General features: G+C 43.5%; 21 protein-coding genes and 1 other annotated feature. Of the genes, 15 read left to right on the forward strand and 6 right to left on the reverse strand.

The features are described from left to right. The first annotated feature begins 5 nt into the window (after positions 1-5). Both AR335_RS08120 and ysxE read left to right on the forward strand, forming a co-directional pair. On the forward strand, positions 6-926 hold the full coding sequence (locus AR335_RS08120) for a hypothetical protein (RefSeq protein WP_062234070.1): 921 nt from the start codon (positions 6-8) through the stop codon (positions 924-926). Further along, positions 923-1,966, forward strand: a complete 1,044-nt coding sequence (gene ysxE / locus AR335_RS08125; RefSeq protein WP_062234073.1) for a spore coat protein YsxE — start codon at positions 923-925, stop codon at positions 1,964-1,966. The genes AR335_RS08120 and ysxE overlap by 4 nt, the downstream gene beginning before the upstream one ends. A 38-nt stretch (positions 1,967-2,004) precedes the next feature. On the opposite strand, the gene AR335_RS08130 is transcribed toward ysxE, so the two are convergent. After that, positions 2,005-2,217 carry a hypothetical protein gene (locus AR335_RS08130; protein ID WP_062234076.1) on the reverse strand — a complete coding sequence of 71 codons (213 nt, stop codon included), beginning with the start codon at positions 2,215-2,217 and terminating at the stop codon, positions 2,005-2,007. A gap of 178 nt (positions 2,218-2,395) precedes the next feature. Next, positions 2,396-2,644: a binding site (T-box leader), on the forward strand. A 45-nt stretch (positions 2,645-2,689) separates the two neighbouring features. Between AR335_RS08130 and AR335_RS08135 the strand changes: the two genes are divergently transcribed. Then, complete coding sequence (locus AR335_RS08135; protein WP_062234079.1) at positions 2,690-5,338, forward strand: valine--tRNA ligase; 2,649 nt, start codon at positions 2,690-2,692, stop codon at positions 5,336-5,338. A gap of 19 nt (positions 5,339-5,357) precedes the next feature. Here AR335_RS08135 and AR335_RS08140 read toward each other — a convergent pair whose 3' ends face one another. Continuing rightward, a complete protein-coding gene (locus AR335_RS08140; RefSeq protein WP_062234082.1) occupies positions 5,358-6,233 on the reverse strand; it encodes an ATP-grasp domain-containing protein in 876 nt (291 codons plus the stop codon). Then, a complete protein-coding gene (locus AR335_RS08145) occupies positions 6,226-7,137 on the reverse strand; it encodes an ATP-grasp domain-containing protein (RefSeq protein ID WP_062234085.1) in 912 nt (303 codons plus the stop codon). Before AR335_RS08145 ends, AR335_RS08140 begins: the two co-directional genes overlap by 8 nt. 85 nt (positions 7,138-7,222) lie before the next feature. Here AR335_RS08145 and AR335_RS08150 point away from each other — a divergent pair, with 85 nt between their 5' ends. The 3 genes from AR335_RS08150 (at position 7,223) to AR335_RS23815 (ending at position 10,684) form a co-directional block, all read left to right on the forward strand. Next, positions 7,223-8,527, forward strand: coding sequence for a bifunctional folylpolyglutamate synthase/dihydrofolate synthase (locus AR335_RS08150; RefSeq protein WP_062234088.1), 1,305 nt, complete (start codon positions 7,223-7,225; stop codon positions 8,525-8,527). Positions 8,528-8,653: 126 nt separating this feature from the next. Next, the gene (locus tag AR335_RS08155) at positions 8,654-10,336 is read left to right on the forward strand and encodes a sensor domain-containing diguanylate cyclase (RefSeq protein ID WP_199805068.1); all 1,683 of its coding nucleotides are present in this window, start codon (positions 8,654-8,656) and stop codon (positions 10,334-10,336) included. A 33-nt stretch (positions 10,337-10,369) separates the two neighbouring features. Beyond that, a complete protein-coding gene (locus tag AR335_RS23815; protein ID WP_156418898.1) occupies positions 10,370-10,684 on the forward strand; it encodes a hypothetical protein in 315 nt (104 codons plus the stop codon). On the opposite strand, the gene AR335_RS08160 is transcribed toward AR335_RS23815, so the two are convergent. The 3 genes from AR335_RS08160 to AR335_RS08170 are packed head-to-tail and all read right to left on the reverse strand — an operon-like array spanning position 10,571 to position 13,334. Continuing rightward, positions 10,571-12,373, reverse strand: a complete 1,803-nt coding sequence (locus AR335_RS08160; RefSeq protein ID WP_062234094.1) for a hypothetical protein — start codon at positions 12,371-12,373, stop codon at positions 10,571-10,573. The two genes, AR335_RS23815 and AR335_RS08160, sit on opposite strands and share 114 nt — an antisense overlap. Continuing rightward, positions 12,373-12,852 carry a prepilin-type N-terminal cleavage/methylation domain-containing protein gene (locus tag AR335_RS08165; protein WP_062234097.1) on the reverse strand — a complete coding sequence of 160 codons (480 nt, stop codon included), beginning with the start codon at positions 12,850-12,852 and terminating at the stop codon, positions 12,373-12,375. Before AR335_RS08165 ends, AR335_RS08160 begins: the two co-directional genes overlap by 1 nt. Beyond that, positions 12,849-13,334 (reverse strand): type IV pilus modification PilV family protein, encoded by a 486-nt coding sequence (locus AR335_RS08170; protein WP_062234100.1) that lies wholly within the window; start codon positions 13,332-13,334, stop codon positions 12,849-12,851. The genes AR335_RS08165 and AR335_RS08170 overlap by 4 nt, the downstream gene beginning before the upstream one ends. 136 nt (positions 13,335-13,470) lie before the next feature. Here AR335_RS08170 and AR335_RS08175 point away from each other — a divergent pair, with 136 nt between their 5' ends. From AR335_RS08175 to AR335_RS08210, 9 genes are all read left to right on the forward strand, one after another. Continuing rightward, a complete protein-coding gene (locus tag AR335_RS08175) occupies positions 13,471-14,667 on the forward strand; it encodes a hypothetical protein (protein ID WP_062234103.1) in 1,197 nt (398 codons plus the stop codon). Between the two features lie 51 nt (positions 14,668-14,718). Beyond that, the gene (locus AR335_RS08180; RefSeq protein ID WP_062236962.1) at positions 14,719-15,450 is read left to right on the forward strand and encodes a PRC-barrel domain-containing protein; all 732 of its coding nucleotides are present in this window, start codon (positions 14,719-14,721) and stop codon (positions 15,448-15,450) included. A gap of 16 nt (positions 15,451-15,466) precedes the next feature. Continuing rightward, the gene (locus AR335_RS08185; RefSeq protein ID WP_062234106.1) at positions 15,467-16,894 is read left to right on the forward strand and encodes a G5 domain-containing protein; all 1,428 of its coding nucleotides are present in this window, start codon (positions 15,467-15,469) and stop codon (positions 16,892-16,894) included. 5 nt (positions 16,895-16,899) lie between these two features. After that, positions 16,900-18,564, forward strand: a complete 1,665-nt coding sequence (locus AR335_RS08190) for a GspE/PulE family protein (RefSeq protein ID WP_062236965.1) — start codon at positions 16,900-16,902, stop codon at positions 18,562-18,564. 9 nt (positions 18,565-18,573) lie between these two features. Continuing rightward, positions 18,574-19,614, forward strand: a complete 1,041-nt coding sequence (locus AR335_RS08195; protein ID WP_062234109.1) for a type IV pilus twitching motility protein PilT — start codon at positions 18,574-18,576, stop codon at positions 19,612-19,614. Between the two features lies 1 nt (position 19,615). Then, entirely contained in the window at positions 19,616-20,827 is a 1,212-nt protein-coding gene (locus AR335_RS08200; RefSeq protein ID WP_062234112.1) for a type II secretion system F family protein, read from the forward strand. A gap of 61 nt (positions 20,828-20,888) precedes the next feature. Continuing rightward, positions 20,889-21,365: a competence type IV pilus major pilin ComGC gene (locus AR335_RS08205; RefSeq protein WP_062234115.1), complete on the forward strand. Its 477-nt coding sequence runs from the start codon at positions 20,889-20,891 to the stop codon at positions 21,363-21,365. Positions 21,366-21,401: 36 nt separating this feature from the next. Beyond that, positions 21,402-21,602: a hypothetical protein gene (locus AR335_RS23820; RefSeq protein WP_156418899.1), complete on the forward strand. Its 201-nt coding sequence runs from the start codon at positions 21,402-21,404 to the stop codon at positions 21,600-21,602. A gap of 19 nt (positions 21,603-21,621) precedes the next feature. Then, positions 21,622-22,377: a prepilin peptidase gene (locus AR335_RS08210; RefSeq protein WP_062234120.1), complete on the forward strand. Its 756-nt coding sequence runs from the start codon at positions 21,622-21,624 to the stop codon at positions 22,375-22,377. Positions 22,378-22,389 lie beyond the last annotated feature (12 nt).

The raw sequence follows: 22,389 nt of genomic DNA on the forward strand, positions 1-22,389 counted from the left end.
AAGCGATGACCCTATTACATGAAATCAAGAAGCATTATGATCTTCAAACCGTGACATGGAAAGATAAAGAAAGCCTGGTGGACACTGATTGCGGGGTCAAACGGATCAGGATCTGGAATGATCTGAACCTTTTAAACTGGCATGTCCGATGGAGGGATGAAGTCGGCAAGAACAGTTTGGCTGTAGCAGACCGAATGATCAGGACGGCGGATGGAAATCCATGGGTTGAGCTGGAAGGCAGGTACCTTACCCTGCATGATTATGTAGAAGGCCGGCATGAAAGGGGAGGCCATGAAAAAAGGTGGGGCCTTCTCTTGGGCAACATGCTTCAAGCGGGCCTAGATCTGCAAAAAGAGTTTGGTTCCATTACCCATGCTGATCACTATTCCTTTGACGCCTGCCTGGCGGCGATCCACAAACTAAGCAAGGATTACAATGAACTTGTCAGTGTCAGAAATTCTTTGCCTGAAGCAAATAAAAGACTGAACCTTGCCATGGAACTCAAACAGGCATCCTCTAATGTGCCGCTTCCGCTCCTTGATTCTGATACACACATGAGCAATGGAGCACAAATTTTTAATATATTATTTTACCGGGGAAGCAATGGTTATCCTGAACAGGGTTATCGCCCGCTCCGCAATTTTTTGACCGAGTGGCTAAAGGAATGCGGCCCCTACTCACTGCGGAAATTATTAACCTGCATCAATGAACATTTCTCTTTGGAACGGGAACAGGGATATTTGCTTCTGGCAGAGATCTTGACACCATGGGAACTTCAGGATTGTGTGGATCAGTTAAAGAATAAAGAGCTTTCACACATTGTTGCTTGCGTTGAATCTTTTGAACAGGATTGGGATTTTAACAGAATCCTGCTTCACTGTTTTACTGACTGGATGGACGATAAACGAAAGAGGGTGGCTTTGTGAGCCATTCAAGTGAAAACGTCAATTATGGTCCGGTTTTATTTCAGTACGATCTTTATCCAGAGAAAATCGAAGCGTTCGGCAAAGTGAAAAAAGTGATATCAAAAAGAGGCACGTTTGCTTTAAAGGAAACGAGTTTAAACGAAGAAGAATCGAACTGGTTTACCCATGTCGTTCACCGATTGTCGGAAATCGGCTATCATCAGGTGGTGCCGCTCTATCCAACTAAATACGGTGATTATACCGTACAGCATGGAAACAAAACGTACTATCTCATGCCGTGGTTTGCAGGTGGTGAACGGCTCGGCCAGATGCGGGAAGAAGTGATGATCGATGAGATCGGAAAAATTCATTATCTGACCCTGAAAGAACAGGATTTCTCGCCAGAAGTGGTAGACCATTCTTTTCAGTATTTAATGCAGAGATGGGAAACACGCCAGCTTGAAATGGAGAGGTTTGCTGAAGAATCCGAACGCATGCCGTACATGTCTCCTTTTGAGCTGACGTATTTAAGCCATTTTCACCACATGATGAAAATGGCGGAGGAAGCAAAACGCCGTTTGAAAGACTGGTATGATGCCTGCCATGCGGAAAAAAGGTATCGCAGTGCACTTTGCCACGGCAAACTATCACGAAATCATCTGTTATTCTCTCATCATGGGGAACCACATCTCCTCAATTTTGAAAAAGCAGTGCTTGATACGCCTGTAAGAGATTTGGCGATCTTCTTCAGAAAAGCAGTACACCTTTCGAACTGGACGAGAGAAGAGGGCGGGAGGCTGCTCTCGCTGTATCAAAGGCACATTCCACTCCTCGAGGAGGAAAAAAGCCTCTTGGTCAGCTATATGAGCTATCCCGAACCGATCTTTAACTCCGTTGATTTATATCGTCATCAAAGGGAACGATACAGCCAAATCGAGTTTGTCCACCGTTTGGAAAAACGAATTTCAGCGATGAGGCACATCAGGGATTTCTGTGATCTGATCCTGACCCCGCCGCCGCCGGAACCGCTCGATATGAATGAAAATACTGATCACATATAGTAGCCTATATGTGATCTTTTTTTATTTTCCGCTTTTCTTTATAACACCTCATAGGAAAAGCAAAAGTGAAGAATGATTAAAATAAGCATGATTACAAAATCAATGCCGGATGGGAACAGAATGGTACGGATGATCTGGAACACGATCAGAGGTATTGTAAATTGGCTTACGATATCCCTTGCTGTCCGAAGCCAATCGGGAACCTGAAATTTAAACGGCGTGCGGTTTCTTTTAAAATAACGTCTGGCCATAACTATCCTTCTTTCGTACATCTAGGTTGATATCATGGTATTCACCAGCCTGCCTATTCGTGAATATTGCCGGAATGCACATATTTCTTGTATAAGAATAGAATAATTGTTACAACAAATGGGAAAACTATTGACGTTTTCCTGTTTTACTAGTTAAAATAGAACCAATGAAATCATATAACTTGCTTTGAAAGGGAAGAGTACAACGACTGTCCTTAAAGAGAGGGAAATCAGATGGCTGAGAGATTTCCTAAGGAAACAGCGATGGAAGGTCGCCCTGGAGCAGCTTCTTTGAACAAAGGCAGACGGCCTTTCTAGAAGAAGACGGCGAAGAACCGTTATCCGGCAATGAGTGTGCAAAAGGCGTTTATTTCTGCTTTCTGCAAACAAAGGTGGTACCGCGAACAATGCTTCTTTCGTCCTTTGAGACGGAGGGGGCTTTTTTATTTGTATTGAGAAGGAGGAGACGTTCATGTCTACTGAAAAGCAAGAACTTACAATGCCAACGAAATATGATCCAAAGGCAACCGAAGAATCCTGGTATAAATATTGGGTGGACGGCAAATTTTTTGAGGCAACGGGTGATGAATCCAAAACGCCATATACCATTGTCATTCCGCCGCCGAACGTTACCGGCAAACTGCATCTTGGCCATGCATGGGATACAACACTGCAAGATATCCTGAGCCGAGCAAAAAGAATGCAGGGCTATGATGTACTCTGGCTTCCTGGAATGGACCATGCCGGAATCGCCACACAAGCTAAAGTTGAAGCGAGACTCCGTGAACAAGGCACTTCCCGCTACGATCTTGGCAGAGAAAAGTTCCTTGAGAAAGCCTGGGAGTGGAAGGAAGAGTATGCTGACTTTATCCGCAATCAATGGTCAAAGCTTGGACTTGGCCTCGATTACTCGCGTGAGCGCTTTACCCTTGATGAAGGTTTGTCTGATGCTGTTCGTGAAGTGTTTGTAACGCTTTACAACAAAGGACTGATTTACCGAGGCGAATACATCATCAACTGGGATCCGCAGACAAAAACAGCTCTTTCTGATATTGAAGTTATCCATCAGGATGTACAGGGTGCGTTCTACCATATGAGATACCCTCTTGCTGACGGATCCGGCCATATTGAAATCGCAACAACAAGGCCGGAAACGATGCTTGGTGATACCGCCATTGCCGTTCATCCGGAAGATGAGCGCTACAAGCATTTGATTGGCAAAAAAGCAATTCTCCCAATTGTCGGGCGCGAGATTGAGATTGTCGGGGACGACTATGTAGATATGGAATTTGGATCAGGTGCTGTAAAAATCACACCTGCTCATGACCCGAATGATTTTGAAATTGGAAACCGCCACAACCTTGAGCGTGTCCTTGTTATGGATGAAGGCGGAAAAATGAATGAAAATGCCGGAAAGTACCAAGGCATGGATCGCTTCGAATGCCGTAAACAAATTGTTCAAGACCTGGAAGATGCAGGAGTTCTTTTCAAGATCGAAGACCACATGCATTCCGTAGGGCACTCTGAGAGAAGTGGAGCAATAGTTGAGCCTTATCTTTCCACACAATGGTTTGTTAAGATGAAGCCTTTGGCAGAAAAGGCGATCGAGCTTCAAAAAACAGAGGACAAAGTAAACTTTGTACCGGAGCGTTTTGAGAAAACGTATCTTCACTGGATTGAAAACATCCGTGACTGGTGTATTTCAAGACAGCTGTGGTGGGGGCACCGAATTCCTGCCTGGTACCATAAAGAAACAGGCGAAGTATACGTAGGCCACGAGGCGCCGAAAGATGAAGAAAACTGGGAGCAGGATACAGATGTATTGGATACATGGTTCTCATCCGCATTATGGCCGTTCTCCACAATGGGGTGGCCGGATGAAGAAGCGATTGATTACAAGCGTTATTACCCGACCAATGCATTGGTTACCGGCTATGACATCATTTATTTCTGGGTAGCACGCATGATCTTCCAAGGCATGGAGTTTACAGAAAAAAGGCCGTTCAATGATGTATTGATCCACGGACTTGTACGTGATTCCGAAGGCCGTAAGATGAGTAAATCTCTTGGCAATGGTGTTGACCCGATGGATGTTATTGAAAAATACGGAGCGGATGCTCTTCGTTTCTTCCTATCCACAGGCAGCTCACCAGGAAACGATCTTCGTTTTTACTGGGAAAAGGTAGAATCTACTTGGAACTTTGCCAATAAGATTTGGAATGCTTCCCGATTTGCCCTTATGAACATGGACGGAATGAAAGTTGAGGAAATTGATCTTACTGGAGAGCTGAACCTGGCGGATAAATGGATTTTAACCCGTTTCAACGAAACCGCTGAAAATGTAACAAGGCTGATCGATACGTATGAATTTGGAGAAGTTGGCCGTCTCCTTTATAACTTTATCTGGGATGACTTGTGTGACTGGTATATCGAGATGGCGAAACTGCCGCTTTATGGAGAAGATGAAGCAGCAAAGAAAACGACTCGATCTGTATTGGCTTATGTCCTGGATCACACATTGAGACTGCTTCACCCGATCATGCCATTTATTACCGAGGAAATCTGGCAGCATCTTCCTCATGAGGGTGAATCCATCACAGTGGCTCAGTGGCCAGCGAAGCGTGAAGATCTCCATTTCCCGGAAGCCGCCAGAGATATGAATCTCGTAACGGAAATCATCCGTACAGTACGTAACATCCGTTCTGAGATGAACGTTGCACCGAGCAAACCGATCGAGCTTCAGATCAATGCCAAGAGTGAGGAAGTGCTGAACGCGCTTGAGGCAAACCGCAGCTATCTTGAAAAGTTCTGTAACCCAAGCACATTGACACTCGGAACAGATCTATCTGCACCGAATAAATCAATGAGTGCTGTACTTACCGGGGTTGAAATGTATCTGCCGCTTGAAGGATTGATTAATTTAGACGAAGAAATTCAGCGTCTTGAAAAAGAAGTTGAAAAATACAACAAAGAAGTCGAGCGTGTACAGAAGAAACTAAGCAACGAAGGCTTCATGAAGAAAGCGCCTGAAAAAGTAATCGAAGAAGAGCGTGCAAAAGAAAAGGACTATAGCGAAAAACGCGATAAAGTCCGCCAGCGCATTCAAGAACTGAAAGCATAAAAAGAAAGCCTGAAAGTGATCAGTCACTTTCAGGCTCTTTTATTTGTCCGGCGATGTGGGCCATATAGGTCCTAACGATGTTGATGTCTGATGTAGCACTTAACGTGCGGCTGCCCACCACGTCCTCCACTTCGTTAAAAATAAAAGAATCGTCTTTATCCAGTAAGAAGTCGATTCCGGCCATTCCCATCTCAAAATGGGACATTACTTTTTGGGCCAATACTTTTTGTTCCTCATTTAAATCGTAGAACTGAGCTTTTCCGCCGAGTGAAAAGTTCGCTCTGAAATCTTCGTCAGAACTTCGAAGGACTGCGCCGACGATCTGATCTCCGACGACAAATACCCGGACATCTCTGCCAGGATGAGCCGCAGGTTTTTGAATCACCCATTCTTGATGGGGATAGGTGGAAAGGGCCTCACGCAATTCTTGTTCGTCTGTTACAAGGTGGACCTGTGATCCGCCCCTTCCTGAAGATAACTTTGCAATTAAAGGAAAGTCAAAAGGCAAAGAATCAGGACGATATAAAGAAGGAGAGATGAAAAGGGTGTCCATCATCGGAATACCAGCCTCCGCCAGAAGCTGGTGTGTTCTTGCCTTATCATTGGCTACCATGGAAACAAAAGAAGAGTTAAAGACTTTTACACCCAACTGTTCAAGCTGCTGAGAGAAGAGATGGTGAATCGTACGGACCACAGCAAACGCTGGCAAAGGGTCCTGACGCTTTTCGTAATAAATTGAAAGCTGATTTTTCGTTATACCAAATGCAAATCTTTCAGTGTATCGAAGTTCAAGGTCTAACCCGGCTGCTGCAGCCTCCTCAGTCATCCAGCTTATAAAGGAGGCATTCTTTTCAGCATCTTGTACACTGTAAATCAACCATCCCTTTTTATTCATGTGAGAGTCCTCTTTCTTTTAGATCATTGAGGATGAAATCCATCATATGCAGAGCTACATCAATTCCTGTACATTCATAAATGCTGCGGATATGAGCGTTGGAGTTGATCTCACAGACGAGGGGAGAGCCATCATTGCCAAACAGCAGGTCGACTCCAGCAAATGATGTCCCTGTAACTTCCGCACAGACTGCCGCCAGATCGATTTGTTCTTTGGTCGGTGTATAAGGCTTTGTTTTTCCGCCGAAACTGACATTTGCCCGGAAATCTGTCTCGGATTTTCTCAGCATGGAAGCAACAGCCTTGCCGCCTACGATATTGATGCGTACATCCCGTCCGTAGCTGGACTTGATCAATTCCTGGAATACATATTCGGTGTTTTTTAGAGATTTCATCAGGTCAAGCAGTTCCGGTTCATTTTCTACTAGGTGAACCTGCATACCAAACGATCCGTAGGCTTCTTTAATAACCATCGGAAAGCCGATTTCCTTTGCAATAGCAGAATAATGGCTTTCATCATGAAGGTCTCCAAATACTTTTGGTGCTATAATGGTTTTTGGAAAAAGGATTCCGCGGTCTGCGAGGGTTTGGTACATTCTCGACTTGTTATCGCAGATTTCAATGGAATCGGCAGAATTATATAGTGGAATACCTAATTTTTCGAGTTGTTTGGCAAGGAAGATATCCTTGTCTCCAAAGATCACAAAATCAGGAGAGCTATTTTTATAGCTTCCAGAAATCATAGATTTTCCGTTCTTAAATGTAACGAGCAGGTCATTGTTTTTAATGATGGTGGGCTTAATGCCTTTTTTTTCAGCCGCTTTGGCCGTCCACTCGGCAAAGTCCATGAATTTTTTTTGGTGCAGGTTTCCGTTATAGATGATCCAGCAGGATGGTTGTGCCATTGTTGTCCTCCGTCCGTGTTACAAATACTATACCGTTATTTTATCGTTCCCAAGAATATATCACAATACGAAAGGGGAAGCGTGGATGTTTACATCTTATGAAGACATCAACCATGAACTGGAACTGACAGATGCAGGAGAGATGAAGATGGGCCTCGAACGCATGAAGGCAATCCTTCAGAAACTCGGTAATCCGGAGAAAACCTTGCGCTGCATCCATGTGGCAGGAACGAATGGGAAGGGTTCTACCATCCAGATGATTCAAGCCATTCTCCGTGAACAAGGATATTCTGTAGGCACATTTACGTCTCCTTTTCTAGTTAACGTCAGAGAACATATTCAGCTTGATGGTAAATGGATTACAGATAAGGAATTGGAAAGAATCATAGAGAAGATGAAGCCTCTTGTCAGGGACGTGGAAAACGAAGGATTAGGCAGCCTGTCCGAGTTTGAGGCGGTGACAGTTGCCGCTTATGTTTTTTTCAGCCAACGTGCACCGGATTTTTGCCTAGTAGAATCCGGACTTGGAGGACGGACCGATTCAACGAACGTGATCGTGCCTTTGCTTTCTATCATTACCAGCATTGGCTACGACCATATGAATCTTCTTGGCTCAAGCCTTTCAGAGATCGCCCATCATAAAGCGGGGATCATCAAGCCTTCTGTTCCTGTCATTACAGGTGCTGATCAGACTGAGGCTCTGTCTGTAATTGAAAAAACAGCCAAGGACAATCACTCGAAATGCTACAGACTGGGTAAAGAAATGTACACGGAGCGTATAAAGGCGTCAGAAGGGAATGAGATATTTTCCTATAGATCACCTTATTCAAACCGAACACTTATGGAAATTACCATGCCAGGAAAGCACCAAGTCAGCAATGCGGGATTAGCTTTAATGGCAATGGATCTCCTGAAATATGAGATAGGGTGGGTGATCGATGAGGAATCTATCACCAGTGGAATAAAAAAGGCGAAGTGGGCTGGCCGATTTGAGGTTGTAAACGACCGCCCAAAAATAATTTTGGATGGAGCCCACAATCCCGAGGGCATCCTGGCCTTAACGGAAACGTTAAAAAGCCATTTTCCCGGAAAAGCCATTCATGTGCTGTTTGCTGCATTAAGGGATAAAGACACTGGAAGCATGCTCAAACCGTTGGAGGAGATCAGTTCATCCATGATGTTTACTTCGTTTGAGCATCATCGAGCGGACAGTGCACAATCCTTATATGAAAAAAGTACTATGAAAAAAAAGCAATACGATGAGGATTTTGAGACCGTTCTTATTAATTTTCTTGAAACAGGTAATGAGCAAGATATCCTGCTAATCACAGGCTCCCTCTACTTTATTGGGGCGTGTAAGAATTTTTTAAAGAAAATAATTGGTAAGTAATTGAAATTTTCCAAACTTTTGTTACAATAAGTAGATAATAGTATTTACCTAGCTGTTTGCAGGGTATAGAACTTTTGGCTCATGAAGGGGGACCGAGGGAACATGGATAAAAAAAGGCGGCTTGTTATGTGGATAGTATGGGTTATATTCTATCCAGCAGCAATTTGGACAGGCTACTCCCTGAATGATTTTCCTGCATCCATTTCTTTTTTTGATATTTCGGTATTAACGGTACTCACCGTGGTCGTTTCACTTTTCCCGATCAGAGTATTAAACTCCAATATTTCGCTCATTACCGGCATCTCGCTAGCGATTTTCCTTTACTATGGATTATTTCTCTCCCTGATCATTACTCAGATTGCGGTATTCTCATTAACTCTTAAGGTGTATTTCAGTACGAATGAGCATTATCGGTATTTAACCAATACATTGATGTTTGCCTGGATATCGGTTGGATCCGGCATCATATTTGAGCTGCTCGGGGGGCATACCGGCCCATACGACCTTAACAAAGGATTTTACTTAATACCGATTGCCGGATACATATTGGCACATTTCTTATTGAACCATCTCTTTTTATATGTGGTAAGAACATATGCGTTTGCACAAAAAGTTCGTTTTATTGAAAAAGATCTTTGGGTCGATATTATTTTTGAGATGCTGGTCATTCCTGTCGGCGTACTCCTTTATGTTCTCTATTCGCAGATTGGTACACCGGCCATTTTTTACGTGGGTTTTCCATTTTTAAGCCTGTCCATCATCATCAACTTGTACCATGCGAGCCAGCAGGTCAATGATCTCCTGCAAAAATCCAGTGAGATCGGCCAGCAGCTGTCTGAGCATCTGCAAGTAAATGACATACTGGATGTGTTCATTGATAAGCTGACTTCGTTTATTTTGGTCGATGGGGCTTATATCTTTGATGCAGAGTCAGGAGAATATTTTAAACTCATCCGGAAATACGAGAAAAATGAGGGCATGATCAAACATAATATTAAACTCCTCCGTACAGAAGGGGTGAGCGGAAAAGTTTGGGCAACTGGGAAGAGTATACTCTACTCATCAAAAAAACAATGGAGAGATACTTCTGAGAGCCATTTTAACGGGCACGGAGAATCTATTATTTCCGTTCCGATGATTCGAAGCCAGAAGATTGTTGGTGTCATTACGTTTATGAACCAGAAGAAAAAAACGTTTCAAAAACACCATCTGATGATTATGGAAATTCTGGCCAACTATTTAGCGGTAGCTATTGATAATGCAAAAAATTATGAAACAACAAAGCTCAAAAGCGAGCAATGCCCTTTGACGGGACTCTTTAATTACCGATATTTTGAGAATCTCCTCTCTCAAATGTATGATGAGTTTAATTATTTTCAACGGGAGTTTTCAGTCATCCTGATGGACATTGACCATTTTAAAAAAGTTAACGATACCTATGGACATCAAAGCGGTAACGAAGTGTTAATTCAATTGGCACGCCGTCTTGAACAATACATTGGGGAAAACGGTAAAGTGGCAAGATATGGGGGGGAAGAATTCGTCATCTTGCTTCCTCATACGAATGAGATGACTTGCTATCGCGTGGCAGAAGAGCTGCGGAGCATTATATCCCTGCATCCGTTTCTCATTAAAGATGATCTAAAAGACAAACGCCATCATCAAATCTACATTACCGCCAGCATCGGTATTTCTACTGCTCCACTTCAGGGCGAGGATCCGCTCACTCTCCTGCGCAATGCAGACCGCGCCATGTACACCGGCGCCAAACAGCAGGGCAGGAACAAGGTAGCAAGGTATGTAGGGTAGCAAAAAGGGGCTGTCCAAGAAGTCTGTAAGCTGTTGATTTCCGTTCCAGGGTGCTCGCTTTCCGCGGGGCGTGCGGTGAGCCTCTTGGCGCTAGCGCCTGCGGGAGTCTCACCTGTCACGCTAGTCCCGCAGGAGTCTCGCACCTTCCACTTCAATCAACTTTTCATTGAAGATTTTCAAGCCAAAAAGGAGCTGCTGAAGGTCAATTTTCGACTTTCAGGACAGCCCCTTTTTTTATTTCATATGAGGTTCAGCGATTGCAGGCTCATCAAGATCTGTAATCATCGGTTCGGATTCTTTAAGGTTGGCGTATGTTTCAATGATATCCGGATCGTAATTGATTTTTAACCGTGATAAGTTAATATCACTGGATTTTATGAGAGCTTCTTGGCCCTGGTTAGCGTACTTTCCAGCCAGTGCATTCAAAATGATTTTCCTTGCCGACAAGCCTCCATCTATAGAAATGTTTGATCCTACCCCATACATTTCAATATCTCTCTCGGAATAAAAAAATCCTTTTAAGTAGCTTGGGTTATCATCGTATAGACTGTTGTTTTGAATATTAATATCTCCTTTGCTGAAAACAATCAAGGAACCAGGAGGTTTTAAAGATTCATTTAAACCATTTAAACCATTTAATGTTGAATACTCAATGGTTGTTTTTCCGGTTACATAGATGAGTGATGCAAACTGTCCATTTACATTATTAATGGTTAAGTCACCGTCAACAAAAATAGGACCTCTGATTTGAATAGTTGGATAAGTATTAGGATTATTTGAAGCACTTTTTGACCCAATCTCTAAATCCCCTCCAATATAAGCTCCATTTGTAAACTCTAATCTGGAGATTTTATTGCTTTGTCCAGTGATCTCGGTATTGCCTGGAAAAGAAAACTGATTGATCGTGTTGTTTCCCTCAAGTATAAATGAATCAAAGTTCGTTCCATTTTTATCGTAGGGATAAATCTTCAAACTCTTATATAAAGTATTTGAATCATTCATTCTGTTGTTTGGTAAAGGAATGGGGGAAACACCTGAATCATTCCAATTATATTTATAACTGTTTCTTTTACCTGCAATTTCTATAATAGGAGGCCGGAAATTACTTTTAACAATCGACGGAACGGAAGAGGTAAAATAATTAGCGGGGGAATTGGTTACATTCTGGTAAAAACTATTTGTAACATCCGGCGTGTTTAAATGGGCTTGATAATAGTTGCTGATACTTTTATACTCACTCTCATATTTTAATCCTGAAAAGTTAAAATTAAAAAAAGGAGCTGCGTCTGTAAAAGTAAAAAGGTTACCTCCTAATGCTATTTTTGATTTTGTTGAAGAATCATTAGGAATAAGCTGTGGTGAAAGCGTATCGTTCCAGTAAGGAACAGTATAAGTTCCATAACGATAATTATAATTGTAAACTGTAGGGCCGCTGTCTTTTACAAATAAATTATTCGCTACATAGAGATCACCTTTTATTTGAGAAGCTCCTTGAAGGTACATATTTCCTTCTCCTGGAAGACAATTCTTTGATAAACAAAACGAACCCAATGCATACTTCAATATCTCAGGAGCATTACCAGTTCCAAAAAATATGGTTCGTTTCAATAGCTTTGTCTGGTTCTTGACGTTAGCTTCCACTTGAATCGTGACACTTTTCCGGTTAGGAGTTGTGCTGCTCGTATCTGTAAACTGTATATCTTTTACTGTATACGTTCCATTTCCGCTTGGATTGATGGTTTTCCCGATAACTTTTCCTTTGACAAAATTAATTACGTTTGTGAAGGTGGCTGGGAACTGGCTGACCAGAATTCCATTTCCTATATCTGTTTTGAGTTTATTGTTAATCTTGGCTGAGGTATAATCCATGCCTTTTTCGGCAAGATAGGTGGCTTGAACTTCAGCTTCCCTCGTATTCGTTTTTTTTTCCCCGTTTATCGTCGTGCTGATTAACGTCAATCCTATTATGGCGAACACTGCAGAGATTAATAGTACAAGAGTTAATGTTGATCCTTTTTCATCTAAACGGAACCTCACTAGTTTCCGCCTCCCCCCAGCAGGCTGATCTGACTGTTCAATGCCAATGGCTTCGCTTTATCTGATTTTGTGCTTTTTATTTTCATCTTGATCTTTATCGTATTAGCCGTCGTATCCAGCTCAAGCACCGAACCGCTGAGATCAAAATCTGAATTGTTGAGCGCAGTGGAATTAAGGACAGCGTTCGAGCCGTCGAAGCCAAATTTTTGTTCGGTCTGTTTCCCTTTGTCCAGAATGATGACATTATTTTTATCGGTTGAAAGTAAAGCGTCTTTAGCTGGGTAGACGGCGTTCATAAATTGGGTCATGATGACATCGGCTTCATCACGAATCAGGGTTTCTGTATATGTTTTTTTGTAGCTGTTCATGCCGTTTAAAAAAACAAAATAAGCGACGGCTGATATGATGAGCATGATCGACAGGCTAAGCAATAGCTCCACAAGGGTTAAACCGCCTTCATTTTTTATTCTTTTTATCATGGAGTTGAAGTCCCTTTCCATTTGGTATTCAAATAATTGCCCTCAACAGTAACAAATCGGTCCCTGCCGTCGTTATAGTCAACTCTTGCTGTAAACGGAACGAGTTTTTCATTCCATTCGTCCGTCTGTCCGTTTGTAATCAAAAGCTTTACGGTATAGTTTGTGTTATTGATCAAGTGCTTATAGAAACCAGAGCATTGATCCTGAGTTAAAAGACTCGTTTGAACACAAGTATCATAGTTCATGTTAGCCGCTTGTTGAACGGCAGGTGTAAGTGCTGTCACATCCTTAGGCGGAGACGCTTCGACGGCCTCAACAATTTGTCTGGCAAGGTTGACTGCCACCAATTTCTTGTTGTTTTGTTCGGAATAGGCGTTGGCCTGCAAGAATAAACGGGAAACAGCAGCCGTTAGAATGATAAGAATTGTAAAGGAAATAAGTACTTCTACTAATGTAAAACCGGATTCGGCTGTCTTCTTCAAAAAAAATCCCCCCGCAAAGGTTCTTTCCAATTAATAGTTTTTATTATACAATTTGTTTACAGAAATTTGATATATTTTGTAATAAAAGAAAGAATTTTATCAAATGGTTGAATTTTACAGATGGGGATGGAGGCAATTGGCTCATTATTTTATAGCAATAGTAGGCGCGATACTTGTTACAGCCTTGCTTTATTTTGGACCGGGCTTCATACCGAAGAAAAATAAATTGTTGCTGGCTGGGACCGCAATCGTACTCTCGTTCATTGGATTGGTTGCTGCAGGTTACCTGCCGTTTTGGCTTACAGCAGTTCTCATGGCGGGACTCTCATTTATTGCCGCCTACATCACGGAGAAAAAACTGGGAGCCATCCCTGCCTATCAGGCTGGATGGGAAGCAATTCCGTTAACAGCGGAGCCGGCCGGATTAACACAAAACGATAGTTTACTAGGGCCCGAGAGCCGCAGTATTCAAGTGGTTCACCATGTGGACACTGCTCAACAACAGTCTCCATTACCAGTGGAGAGTGAAGTTGAACAAGAGCTTGAAGTATTTCAGGACTTGCCGAACCAACTTGAGAACGTGGAAATTCCGGAACGTGAGGAAATAGCTGTTCCTGTTGAACCTGAAACCATTCTGGAAGAAGCAGAAAATACGGATGAATTTGATTTCCTCGTAAAAGGACGAAAGACAGAGCCGGTTATGGAGGAAGAGACGCAGCCTGAGGAACATTCTGCTGAGATTGCTCACGGACGCGAGCAGCTGCTGGGAGAATTGGAAGAGCTAGGAGAGTTGTCTGAAGTACAGGTATCAGAAATTGAAGACCAGGCATCTGCTGAGGAAAAAACAACAGACATCGCTCAGCCAGAGGATTTGGAAGAGACTGAAGTTCAAGCTGCAAGTGAGCTTGAAGATAAGCTTGAAGATTTGGAAGACTTGATCCAACTTGATGTGTTGACTGAACAAGATTCAGAGGATTCTGAGGAGAATGAGGCAGAGGCCGTATTGCCAGATGTTATGGAAGAAAAAAAGGCAGATCTGTCACCAGACATTCTTGAATTTATGATCGAACAGGTGAGCTGGGTGAGGGAACATGGCGAGAGAGCAGAATTCGAAAGCGTGCTGAAAACGGTTTTGCAGCAGCAGCTTTCACCTAAAGATTATTATATCTTTTCCGGTTTACTGAGGGATTTTTATATTCAGGAAAAGGAAAATCTCAAGCTTGCATCATTGTTATCAGAGTTGAAAGAACGCTATTCGGAATATGGTGTGATAAAAAATGAAATAGAGTACTATTTTACTACTTACCTAATTCTTGAAGATATAGTACAATAATTTGGTGTTTAATGATAATATTACCATTTTAGATAGAATTGAGTGATGAGTGTGAAGAAGAGCAACCAATTTGTCGGCTTGCCGATTATCAGCATCAATGAAGGAGCAGAAATCGGAACAGTGAAGTCCCTGGTGATCAACGCACAGCAGGGGAGCGTTGACTTTTTAACTGTAGAACATGAGGACTGGCAGATCAGTGTAAGGGCGGTTCCGTTTAAAAAAATCGTGGGTGTCGGTGAATTTGCTGTAACCATCGAAGACCGCAATTCTATTTTCGATTTAACAGAGATACCGATTGCCAACGAACTCGTACAGAAAAAAATCAGTATTTCGGGAGCTAGAGTCATTGACCGCAAAGGGCAGCTGCTTGGTGAAGTCGGTGAATTTTATATTAACGAAGATAACGGATCGATCCTTGGTCTGACGATCGGTATGAATGATAAAGAGGCAGTCTTGAAATCGGAATTTGTGGTGACCTTTGGACGTGATTTAATCGTGGTGAAGGAAGAAAGCCAGTTGCATTTTTTAAATGAACCAGAACAGCTAATCGAGCCTGAACAGACTTTAGAAGAATTGACACTCGATCGATTCGCGAACGAAGATCCGCTAAAAGAAAAACAGTTAGAACTGTTAAATGGTAAGCGTGCTTCCAAAGACATTTATTCAAAAACAGGTAATTTAATTATCCCAAGCGGAACACTGCTCAGCAGAGAAGATATTGTAAAAGCTCGTGAGGAAGGCCCTTCTGTCATGGTTGAGCTATCCATGAACGTGGCTGACTAAAAAAGGGGGAGGGAATTTGGCGCAACCAGAATTTAAGAACACACGGTTCCTAATGATTTTTGGTATTCTTTTCCTTTCCTCCTTTTTTATTTTTGGCGTTTCTCTCTACGGCTCAAAATTATACAATAAATCATTCGGAGAAGAAATAAAAAATAAGGGGGTCCAAGTAGGGCCGGTTTCTTTAGAAAATAAAACAAACGCAGATGCACTAGGGTTACTTGATCAGAAGGTTGCTGATTGGAAAAAGAGTTCAAGCATCCTTTTGGCTTATAACGAAAAACAAGTTATTCTCCCTGCTGGAGCCGTGGCTTTTCGGATCTCCGAAAGCCTGAACCAGGCGAAAGAAGGTGACAATCCTCTTCTCGTTGATGTAAAGCAGGAAAAAGTGACAGCCTCTTTAAAAAAGTTTAAAGATAAAGGTCTGGAAAAATCATTGAATATGGATTTGCTTCTCCACCAAATAAGAGAGACGGCATCCATCCTTGCTTCCGGCCAGACCGTACTTAAACTTGGAGACTTTTATGCTGAACAAAATCTTGAACCAGTTAAAGTAAGCACAGCTAAAGTGCCATTGGAATATGAATATTTTTTATTGGAGGACTGGGTCAAAGCACTTAACGGCTATCAAATTGAACCGGGTGCTATCTTTTCTTTGCGTGAAGTCATGGAGAAAAAGGGCCTTCAGCCGAAAGATTCTGATGATCTGGCTCTTCTTGCAAGCTCAATTTATTCGGTGGTAGCTAAGTCCAATTTTGGAATGATTGAAAGGAATACTTCTAGGGAGCTTCCTGGTTTTATTAAACTGGGCTTTGAAGCAGCAGTTGATCCGGATGAGCAGGATCTCGTATTCCAAAATCCGAATCCGGGTTCTTATATCCTTGGCATGAGCTATAAAAAGAAAACGGTTAAAGTCTCTCTTGTCGGAGCTCCATTTCCGTTTACATATAAAACAGCGGTTAAGAAAACAGTATATGATCCAAGGACAATCGTTCAATATAACAAAGATATGGACCCTGGCGCTATCGAGCTTTTACAGGCGGGAGAGAAGGGGATTTTGGCTGCGGTTTTCAGAGTATCTTATGATGGGGCAGGCAAAGTCGTTGAAAAAACAAAGCTTTCAGAGGACTTCTATCCTCCGGTTCCTCGGATGGAAAAACGTGGGTTTCCGATAGAAACGGCAACTGACGGTACATCTCCTGCCGATCCGGGAACGACGGATCATGGCAGTTCAACAGATCCCGGAACATCAACAGATCCCGGATCATCAACGGACCCGGGGCCTTCAACACCTGCTGTTCCAGGAACTTCCGGAACCGTAACGTATCCGCCGTTACCCGAAATACCCTCAGGTGATATCGGGAGAAAAAGATTGAATGATTCAAACACACAGTCTGCGGCTGGCCAGAATAACGTTCAGTCGGATAAAGGAGATAAACAGGAGTGAGCGGAATGATAAGCCAGCGAAAAAGACTTGGTGACATTTTGGTTGAAGCCGGACTCCTTTCGGAAGAGCAGTTGATGCAGACGTTAAAGGAGAAAATAAAATCACAAAAGCTCGGCGATGCGCTTATCGAGAGAGGTTACATCACAGAGCAGCAGCTGATCGAAGTGCTTGAATTTCAGCTCGGCATACCGCATATCAGCCTTTTCCGCTACCCCATCGAGGAACCGATCGTATCGATTGTGCCAGGCGACGTGGCCAAGAGGTACCAGCTCATTCCTCTAAAAAAAGAAGGAGACAAACTGCTCGTCGCGATGGCTGATCCGATGGATTTTACAGCGATCGATGACCTGCGTCTGTCGACGGGATTTCAGATTGAGCGTGCCATTGCAACGAAAGACGATATCTTAAAGGCGCATAACAAGTTTTATAACATGGATGAATCGATGAGCGAGCTAATGGACCTGCTTCCGCAAGGTTCAGTTTTGAGCGATGAGAGCCGCATCATGGAAGAAGATTCGCCGATCGTAAAGCTCGTTAACCAGATCATCCTGCAGGCGGTGCTTCAAAAGGCGTCAGACATCCATTTTGATCCGCAGGAAACGAAATTAGCTGTGCGCTACAGGATCGACGGTATGCTGAAAACAGACCGGAATCTGCCGAAACACATGCAGAACATGCTGACTGCCAGAATTAAAATCATGGCTAACTTGAACATTACCGAAAGCCGGCTGCCTCAGGACGGCAGGATAAAAATGAACGCGGATATGCATCCGGTAGATCTGCGTGTCTCCACGCTTCCGACCATATATGGAGAAAAAATCGTTCTTCGTATCCTGGATCTGGGAAGCTCTCTGAACAATTTGGATAACCTCGGCTTCAACAAGCTGAACTATCAAAGGTTTACGCAGCTGATCGAGCAGCCAAACGGCATCGTATTGATCACAGGTCCGACGGGTTCCGGAAAGTCATCCACGCTGTATGCCGCGCTTAATCGTCTGAACGATGAAGAGTCTAACATTGTTACGGTTGAAGACCCGGTAGAATACCAGCTCGAGGGCATCAACCAGATTCAAGTAAACAGCAATGTCGGACTGACATTTGCCAACGGTCTGAGAGCGATTCTGAGGCAGGATCCCGATGTTGTCATGGTCGGTGAGATCCGGGATACGGAAACAGCAGAAATCGCCGTGCGGGCTTCCTTAACAGGACACCTTGTATTAAGTACGATTCATACGAACGATTCGATCGGCACTATTGCCCGATTAACGGATATGGGCGTTGAGCCGTTCCTCGTGGCCGCTTCTCTTTCCGGAATCGTCGCACAGCGCCTCGTCCGCAGAGTCTGCCGGGACTGCCAGAAGCAATATAAAGCGACAGAACGTGAAAAAGAAATCTTTTCCAAGAGGGGCATGAAAATCGAGGTTGTAACTCGCGGCAAAGGATGCGGAACATGCAACATGACAGGCTACAAAGGGCGCCTTGCTATTCACGAGATCTTAGTCGTGGACGAGCATATCCGGCAGCTTATCATGAATAACCGTCCGATGCTTGAAGTCCGTGAATATGCCTTAAAGAGCGGCACTATCTTTTTGATCGATGACGGGCTGCTTAAAGTGAAAAAAGGACTAACAACTACTGAAGAGATCCTGCGGGTAGCCACGAGTGAGTAGGTGTAAATGATGAAAGAAAAATTGGAATTATGGCTGAGGGCAGCTTTTCAGCTGAGAGCATCGGATGTTCACTTAACCGTTGGCATGCCGCCGGTTTTCCGAATCAATGGTGATTTAAAAAAATACGGAACCGAGCCGCTGCTGCCGGAAGACACGTACGGGATTGCCCGGTCGATTATTCCTTCTGAAAGCTATGAAACATTCAAAGAAAAGGGAGAACTTGATTTTTCCTACGGCATAAAAGGAGTATCCCGTTTCAGGATCAATACATACCATCAGCGGTCGTGTGTAAGTCTGGCAATCCGGGTTATTCCTACAAGCATCCCGACTCTGGAGGATCTTGCCCTTCCGGATACGTTAAAAAAGATGGCAGCAAAGCCGCAAGGGCTGATCCTGGTAACAGGGCCGACGGGAAGCGGGAAATCAACCACTCAAGCTTCTATCATTGATTATATGAACCGCACAATGCGACGCCATATCATCACACTTGAAGACCCGATTGAGTACTTGCACCGGCACAATACGTGCATCATCGACCAGCGTGAAGTCGGGTTTGATACGGCTAACTTTGCTAACGGGCTTCGTTCATCGCTCAGACAGGATCCTGATGTCATTCTGCTGGGGGAAATGAGAGATTTGGAGACGATCTCAACAGCCATAACAGCTGCGGAAACGGGACATTTGGTGTTAGGAACGCTTCATACAAGCAGTGCACCGTCCACGATCGACCGGATCATAGACGTGTTTCCGCCGAATCAGCAGGGACAGATCCGCATTCAGCTGGCTTCCGTGCTTGTCGGTATTCTTTCACAGCGTTTGTTCCCAACTCCTGATAAGAATGGAAGAAAAGCCGTAACAGAAATTCTTTTAAACAACTCTGCAGTTGCCAACTTGATCCGCAATGAGAAAATTCACCAGATCCATAATGTCATGCAGACGAGCAAGGCATCGGGCATGCATACCTTTGAGATGTCGCTGAAGGAAGCGTTGGAACGGCAGGAAATATTAAAAGAGTCGGCTGAGCCTTACCTTCAGGAGAGGAGTTACTAGCATGCCGCAATTTCAATATACCGGCAGGGACAGGACCGGCAAAAAGAAAACCGGGACCATTATCGGAATTTCTAAACGGGAAGTGGTGCTCAAGCTCCGTAAGAAAGGCATCGCGGTCATGGAGCTGAATGAAGCAAAGCAGACTCTCCTGAACAAGGAGATTTCCATCGGGCCGCGGGTAAAGTCCCAGCAGTTTGTTATTTTTCTTCGGCAGTTTTCCACCTTGCTGAAAGCCGGTGTCTCAGTGGTTGACTCAACTTCAATCCTTGCCGGCCAGACCGAAAGCAAGGCATTGAAAAAGGTACTGATTGATTTGGAAGAAGAGCTGAGACAGGGGAATCCACTCTCGGCAGCGATGGGGAAACACCCTTCCATCTTTCCTTCCATCGTCATCAATATGATTGCAGCTGGAGAACTTGGGGGCAGTTTGGAGGAAACGTTATCCAGACTTGCTGATTTTTTTGAGAAGCAGCACTACACGAGGCAGAAGATCATTTCAGCGATGACGTATCCGGCCATCGTCGGAGTCGTCGCCGTTGGGGTAGTTATATTCTTGCTGGCAAAGGTTGTGCCGACGTTTGCTTCCATGCTTGAAGAGGCTGGAGGAGAGCTTCCGGGTATTACAAAGTTCGTTCTCTCAGCCAGTCATTTTGTTCAGGGATATTGGTGGATTATCTTGGTGCTTGTTTTTCTATTTTCTCTATCAATCTATCTCATCAGAAAAAAACCATATGGTAAATATTACCTAGATTATGCTATATTGAAATTACCATTATTCGGTAAAATGTTACAAAAGTCCTCATTGGCACGGATGGCTCGTACCTTAAGTTCACTGTTCTCCAGTTCCGTGCCTGTGCTGCAGGCTCTATCAATAGTGGAAAAGGTAGTAGAAAACGAGGTGGTTGCCCGAGTACTGAGACAATCAAGAGGCGCACTTGAGAGAGGGCAGCGTTTAGCTGAACCGATGAAAGAACACTGGATCTTTCCACCGCTTGTTACACAGATGATCGCGATCGGTGAGGAAACAGGATCGCTCGATGCGATGCTTGGAAAAGTAGCTGATTTCTATGAAAAAGAGGTTGAAACCGCGACCGATCGGCTCAAATCCTTAATTGAACCGCTTATGATCATCTTTCTCGCCTCAGTGGTCGGGACAATAGTTATATCCATCATTGTGCCTATGTTTAAAATCTATGATTCCGTCGGAAAGTAGTCGGAAAGTTATAAAAATTTCCTGGAGCAAACCGATATATAAGAAAAAAGGAGGAATACGGATGCGTAAGTTAATGCAAAAGTATTTAAAGAATGAAAAAGGTTTAACGCTGATCGAGCTTTTGGTTGTCGTAGTTATTTTGGGGATTATTGCGGCGATTGCTGTTGTTAGTATTGGTGGGTTATTAGATAATTCCAAGAAAGATGCACACCTTGCAAATGCGAAACAGATGATTAGTGCGGCAAGAATGGCAGTTACAGAAGATGCTGGACCAAAAACTTATACTTTACAAGAATTAGTGGACGGTGGATATTTAGAAACTGTGCCAAAATCTCCAGGGAAAAAAGGGGATTATGATACAGCAAAAAGTAAAGTTATAGTTACTAATAAAGCTAAAACCACAGGAACTACAACTACTGAAACAAGTGCTTTTGAATTTAAAGTTACTTTAAGTCCTGCTTCTGGAACGGCTTATATTGATAATAAGACACAGGATGAATTAGATGCTGACGGAAGAGGAATTGTTGCATTAAAATAATTAATTAAAGGGGCTGTCCAAGAAGTCTGTAAGCTGTTGATTTCCGTTCCAGGGTGCTCGCTTTCCGCGGGGCGTGCGGTGAGCCTCTTGGCGCTAGCGCCTGCGGGAGTCTCACCTGTCACGCTAGTCCCGCAGGAGTCTCGCACCTTCCACTTCAATCAACTTTTCATTGAAGATTTTCAAGCCAAAAAGGAGCTGCTGAAGGTCAATTTTCGACTTTCAGGACAGCCCCTTTAATTAAACTACGAGGTCTTAAATGATTGTAATTTATTTAGTAATCATATTGATTATTGCATTTAACTTAGGCTCCTTCTTCAACGTAGTCGGCCTGCGCATCCCAAACAACGAATCGATCGTACATCCAGGCTCCCACTGCACAACCTGCGACCGTAACCTTAACTGGTACGAACTCATCCCAGTTTTTTCATGGGTTTTCCAAAAGGGAAAATGCCGAGGCTGCCAAACGAAAATATCAGCTCTCTACCCAGTAATCGAATTATCCACCGCAATTCTTTTTACGATTTCGCCATTATTGGTGGGATGGTCAAAGGAACTGCTGATTTCCTGGTGTCTGATCTCGCTCCTTGTTATTATCACGGTTTCAGATATCAAATACATGATCATTCCAGATAAGGTGATATTATTCTTTACTCCCGTTTTTATTGTTTTGCGCGTTTTTATTCCGCTTGATCCTTGGTGGGATCCTGTTGCTGGCTTTGCTCTCGGCTTCGGGCTGCTGTTCCTCATTGCTGTTGTATCAAAAGGAGGAATGGGCGGCGGAGACATCAAGCTGATGGGAGTTCTTGGCATCGTCCTTGGCTGGAAGGCAACGTTGCTAGCGTTTATGCTGGCCACGCTGTTTGGATCAGTGCTCGGGGTTGCGGGTTTGGCGTTAAAGCTTGTGAAAAGAGGGCAGCCGATTCCATTTGGCCCCTATATTGTACTTGGCACTCTCGTATCCTACTTTTTTTATCACGAGATCATCAACTGGTACTTTCAATTAATGAACTGAATGGAACATAGA

The organism is Fictibacillus sp. FJAT-27399 (assembly GCF_001510655.1).
Classification (GTDB): Bacteria; Bacillota; Bacilli; order Bacillales; family Fictibacillaceae; genus Fictibacillus_C; species Fictibacillus_C marinisediminis.

What these genes read in the sequence shown, in the direction of transcription:
- AR335_RS08120 (WP_062234070.1), top strand. Translation starts at nt 6, where the DNA reads ATGACCCTATTACATGAAATCAAGAAGCATTATGATCTTCAAACCGTG.
- AR335_RS08130 (WP_062234076.1), bottom strand. Translation starts at nt 2,217, where the DNA reads ATGGCCAGACGTTATTTTAAAAGAAACCGCACGCCGTTTAAATTTCAG.
- AR335_RS08135 (WP_062234079.1), top strand. Translation starts at nt 2,690, where the DNA reads ATGTCTACTGAAAAGCAAGAACTTACAATGCCAACGAAATATGATCCA.
- AR335_RS08140 (WP_062234082.1), bottom strand. Translation starts at nt 6,233, where the DNA reads ATGAATAAAAAGGGATGGTTGATTTACAGTGTACAAGATGCTGAAAAG.
- AR335_RS08145 (WP_062234085.1), bottom strand. Translation starts at nt 7,137, where the DNA reads ATGGCACAACCATCCTGCTGGATCATCTATAACGGAAACCTGCACCAA.
- AR335_RS08150 (WP_062234088.1), top strand. Translation starts at nt 7,223, where the DNA reads ATGTTTACATCTTATGAAGACATCAACCATGAACTGGAACTGACAGAT.
- AR335_RS08155 (WP_199805068.1), top strand. Translation starts at nt 8,654, where the DNA reads ATGTGGATAGTATGGGTTATATTCTATCCAGCAGCAATTTGGACAGGC.
- AR335_RS08165 (WP_062234097.1), bottom strand. Translation starts at nt 12,852, where the DNA reads ATGATAAAAAGAATAAAAAATGAAGGCGGTTTAACCCTTGTGGAGCTA.
- AR335_RS08190 (WP_062236965.1), top strand. Translation starts at nt 16,900, where the DNA reads ATGATAAGCCAGCGAAAAAGACTTGGTGACATTTTGGTTGAAGCCGGA.
- AR335_RS08195 (WP_062234109.1), top strand. Translation starts at nt 18,574, where the DNA reads ATGAAAGAAAAATTGGAATTATGGCTGAGGGCAGCTTTTCAGCTGAGA.
- AR335_RS08200 (WP_062234112.1), top strand. Translation starts at nt 19,616, where the DNA reads ATGCCGCAATTTCAATATACCGGCAGGGACAGGACCGGCAAAAAGAAA.
- AR335_RS08205 (WP_062234115.1), top strand. Translation starts at nt 20,889, where the DNA reads ATGCGTAAGTTAATGCAAAAGTATTTAAAGAATGAAAAAGGTTTAACG.
- AR335_RS08210 (WP_062234120.1), top strand. Translation starts at nt 21,622, where the DNA reads ATGATTGTAATTTATTTAGTAATCATATTGATTATTGCATTTAACTTA.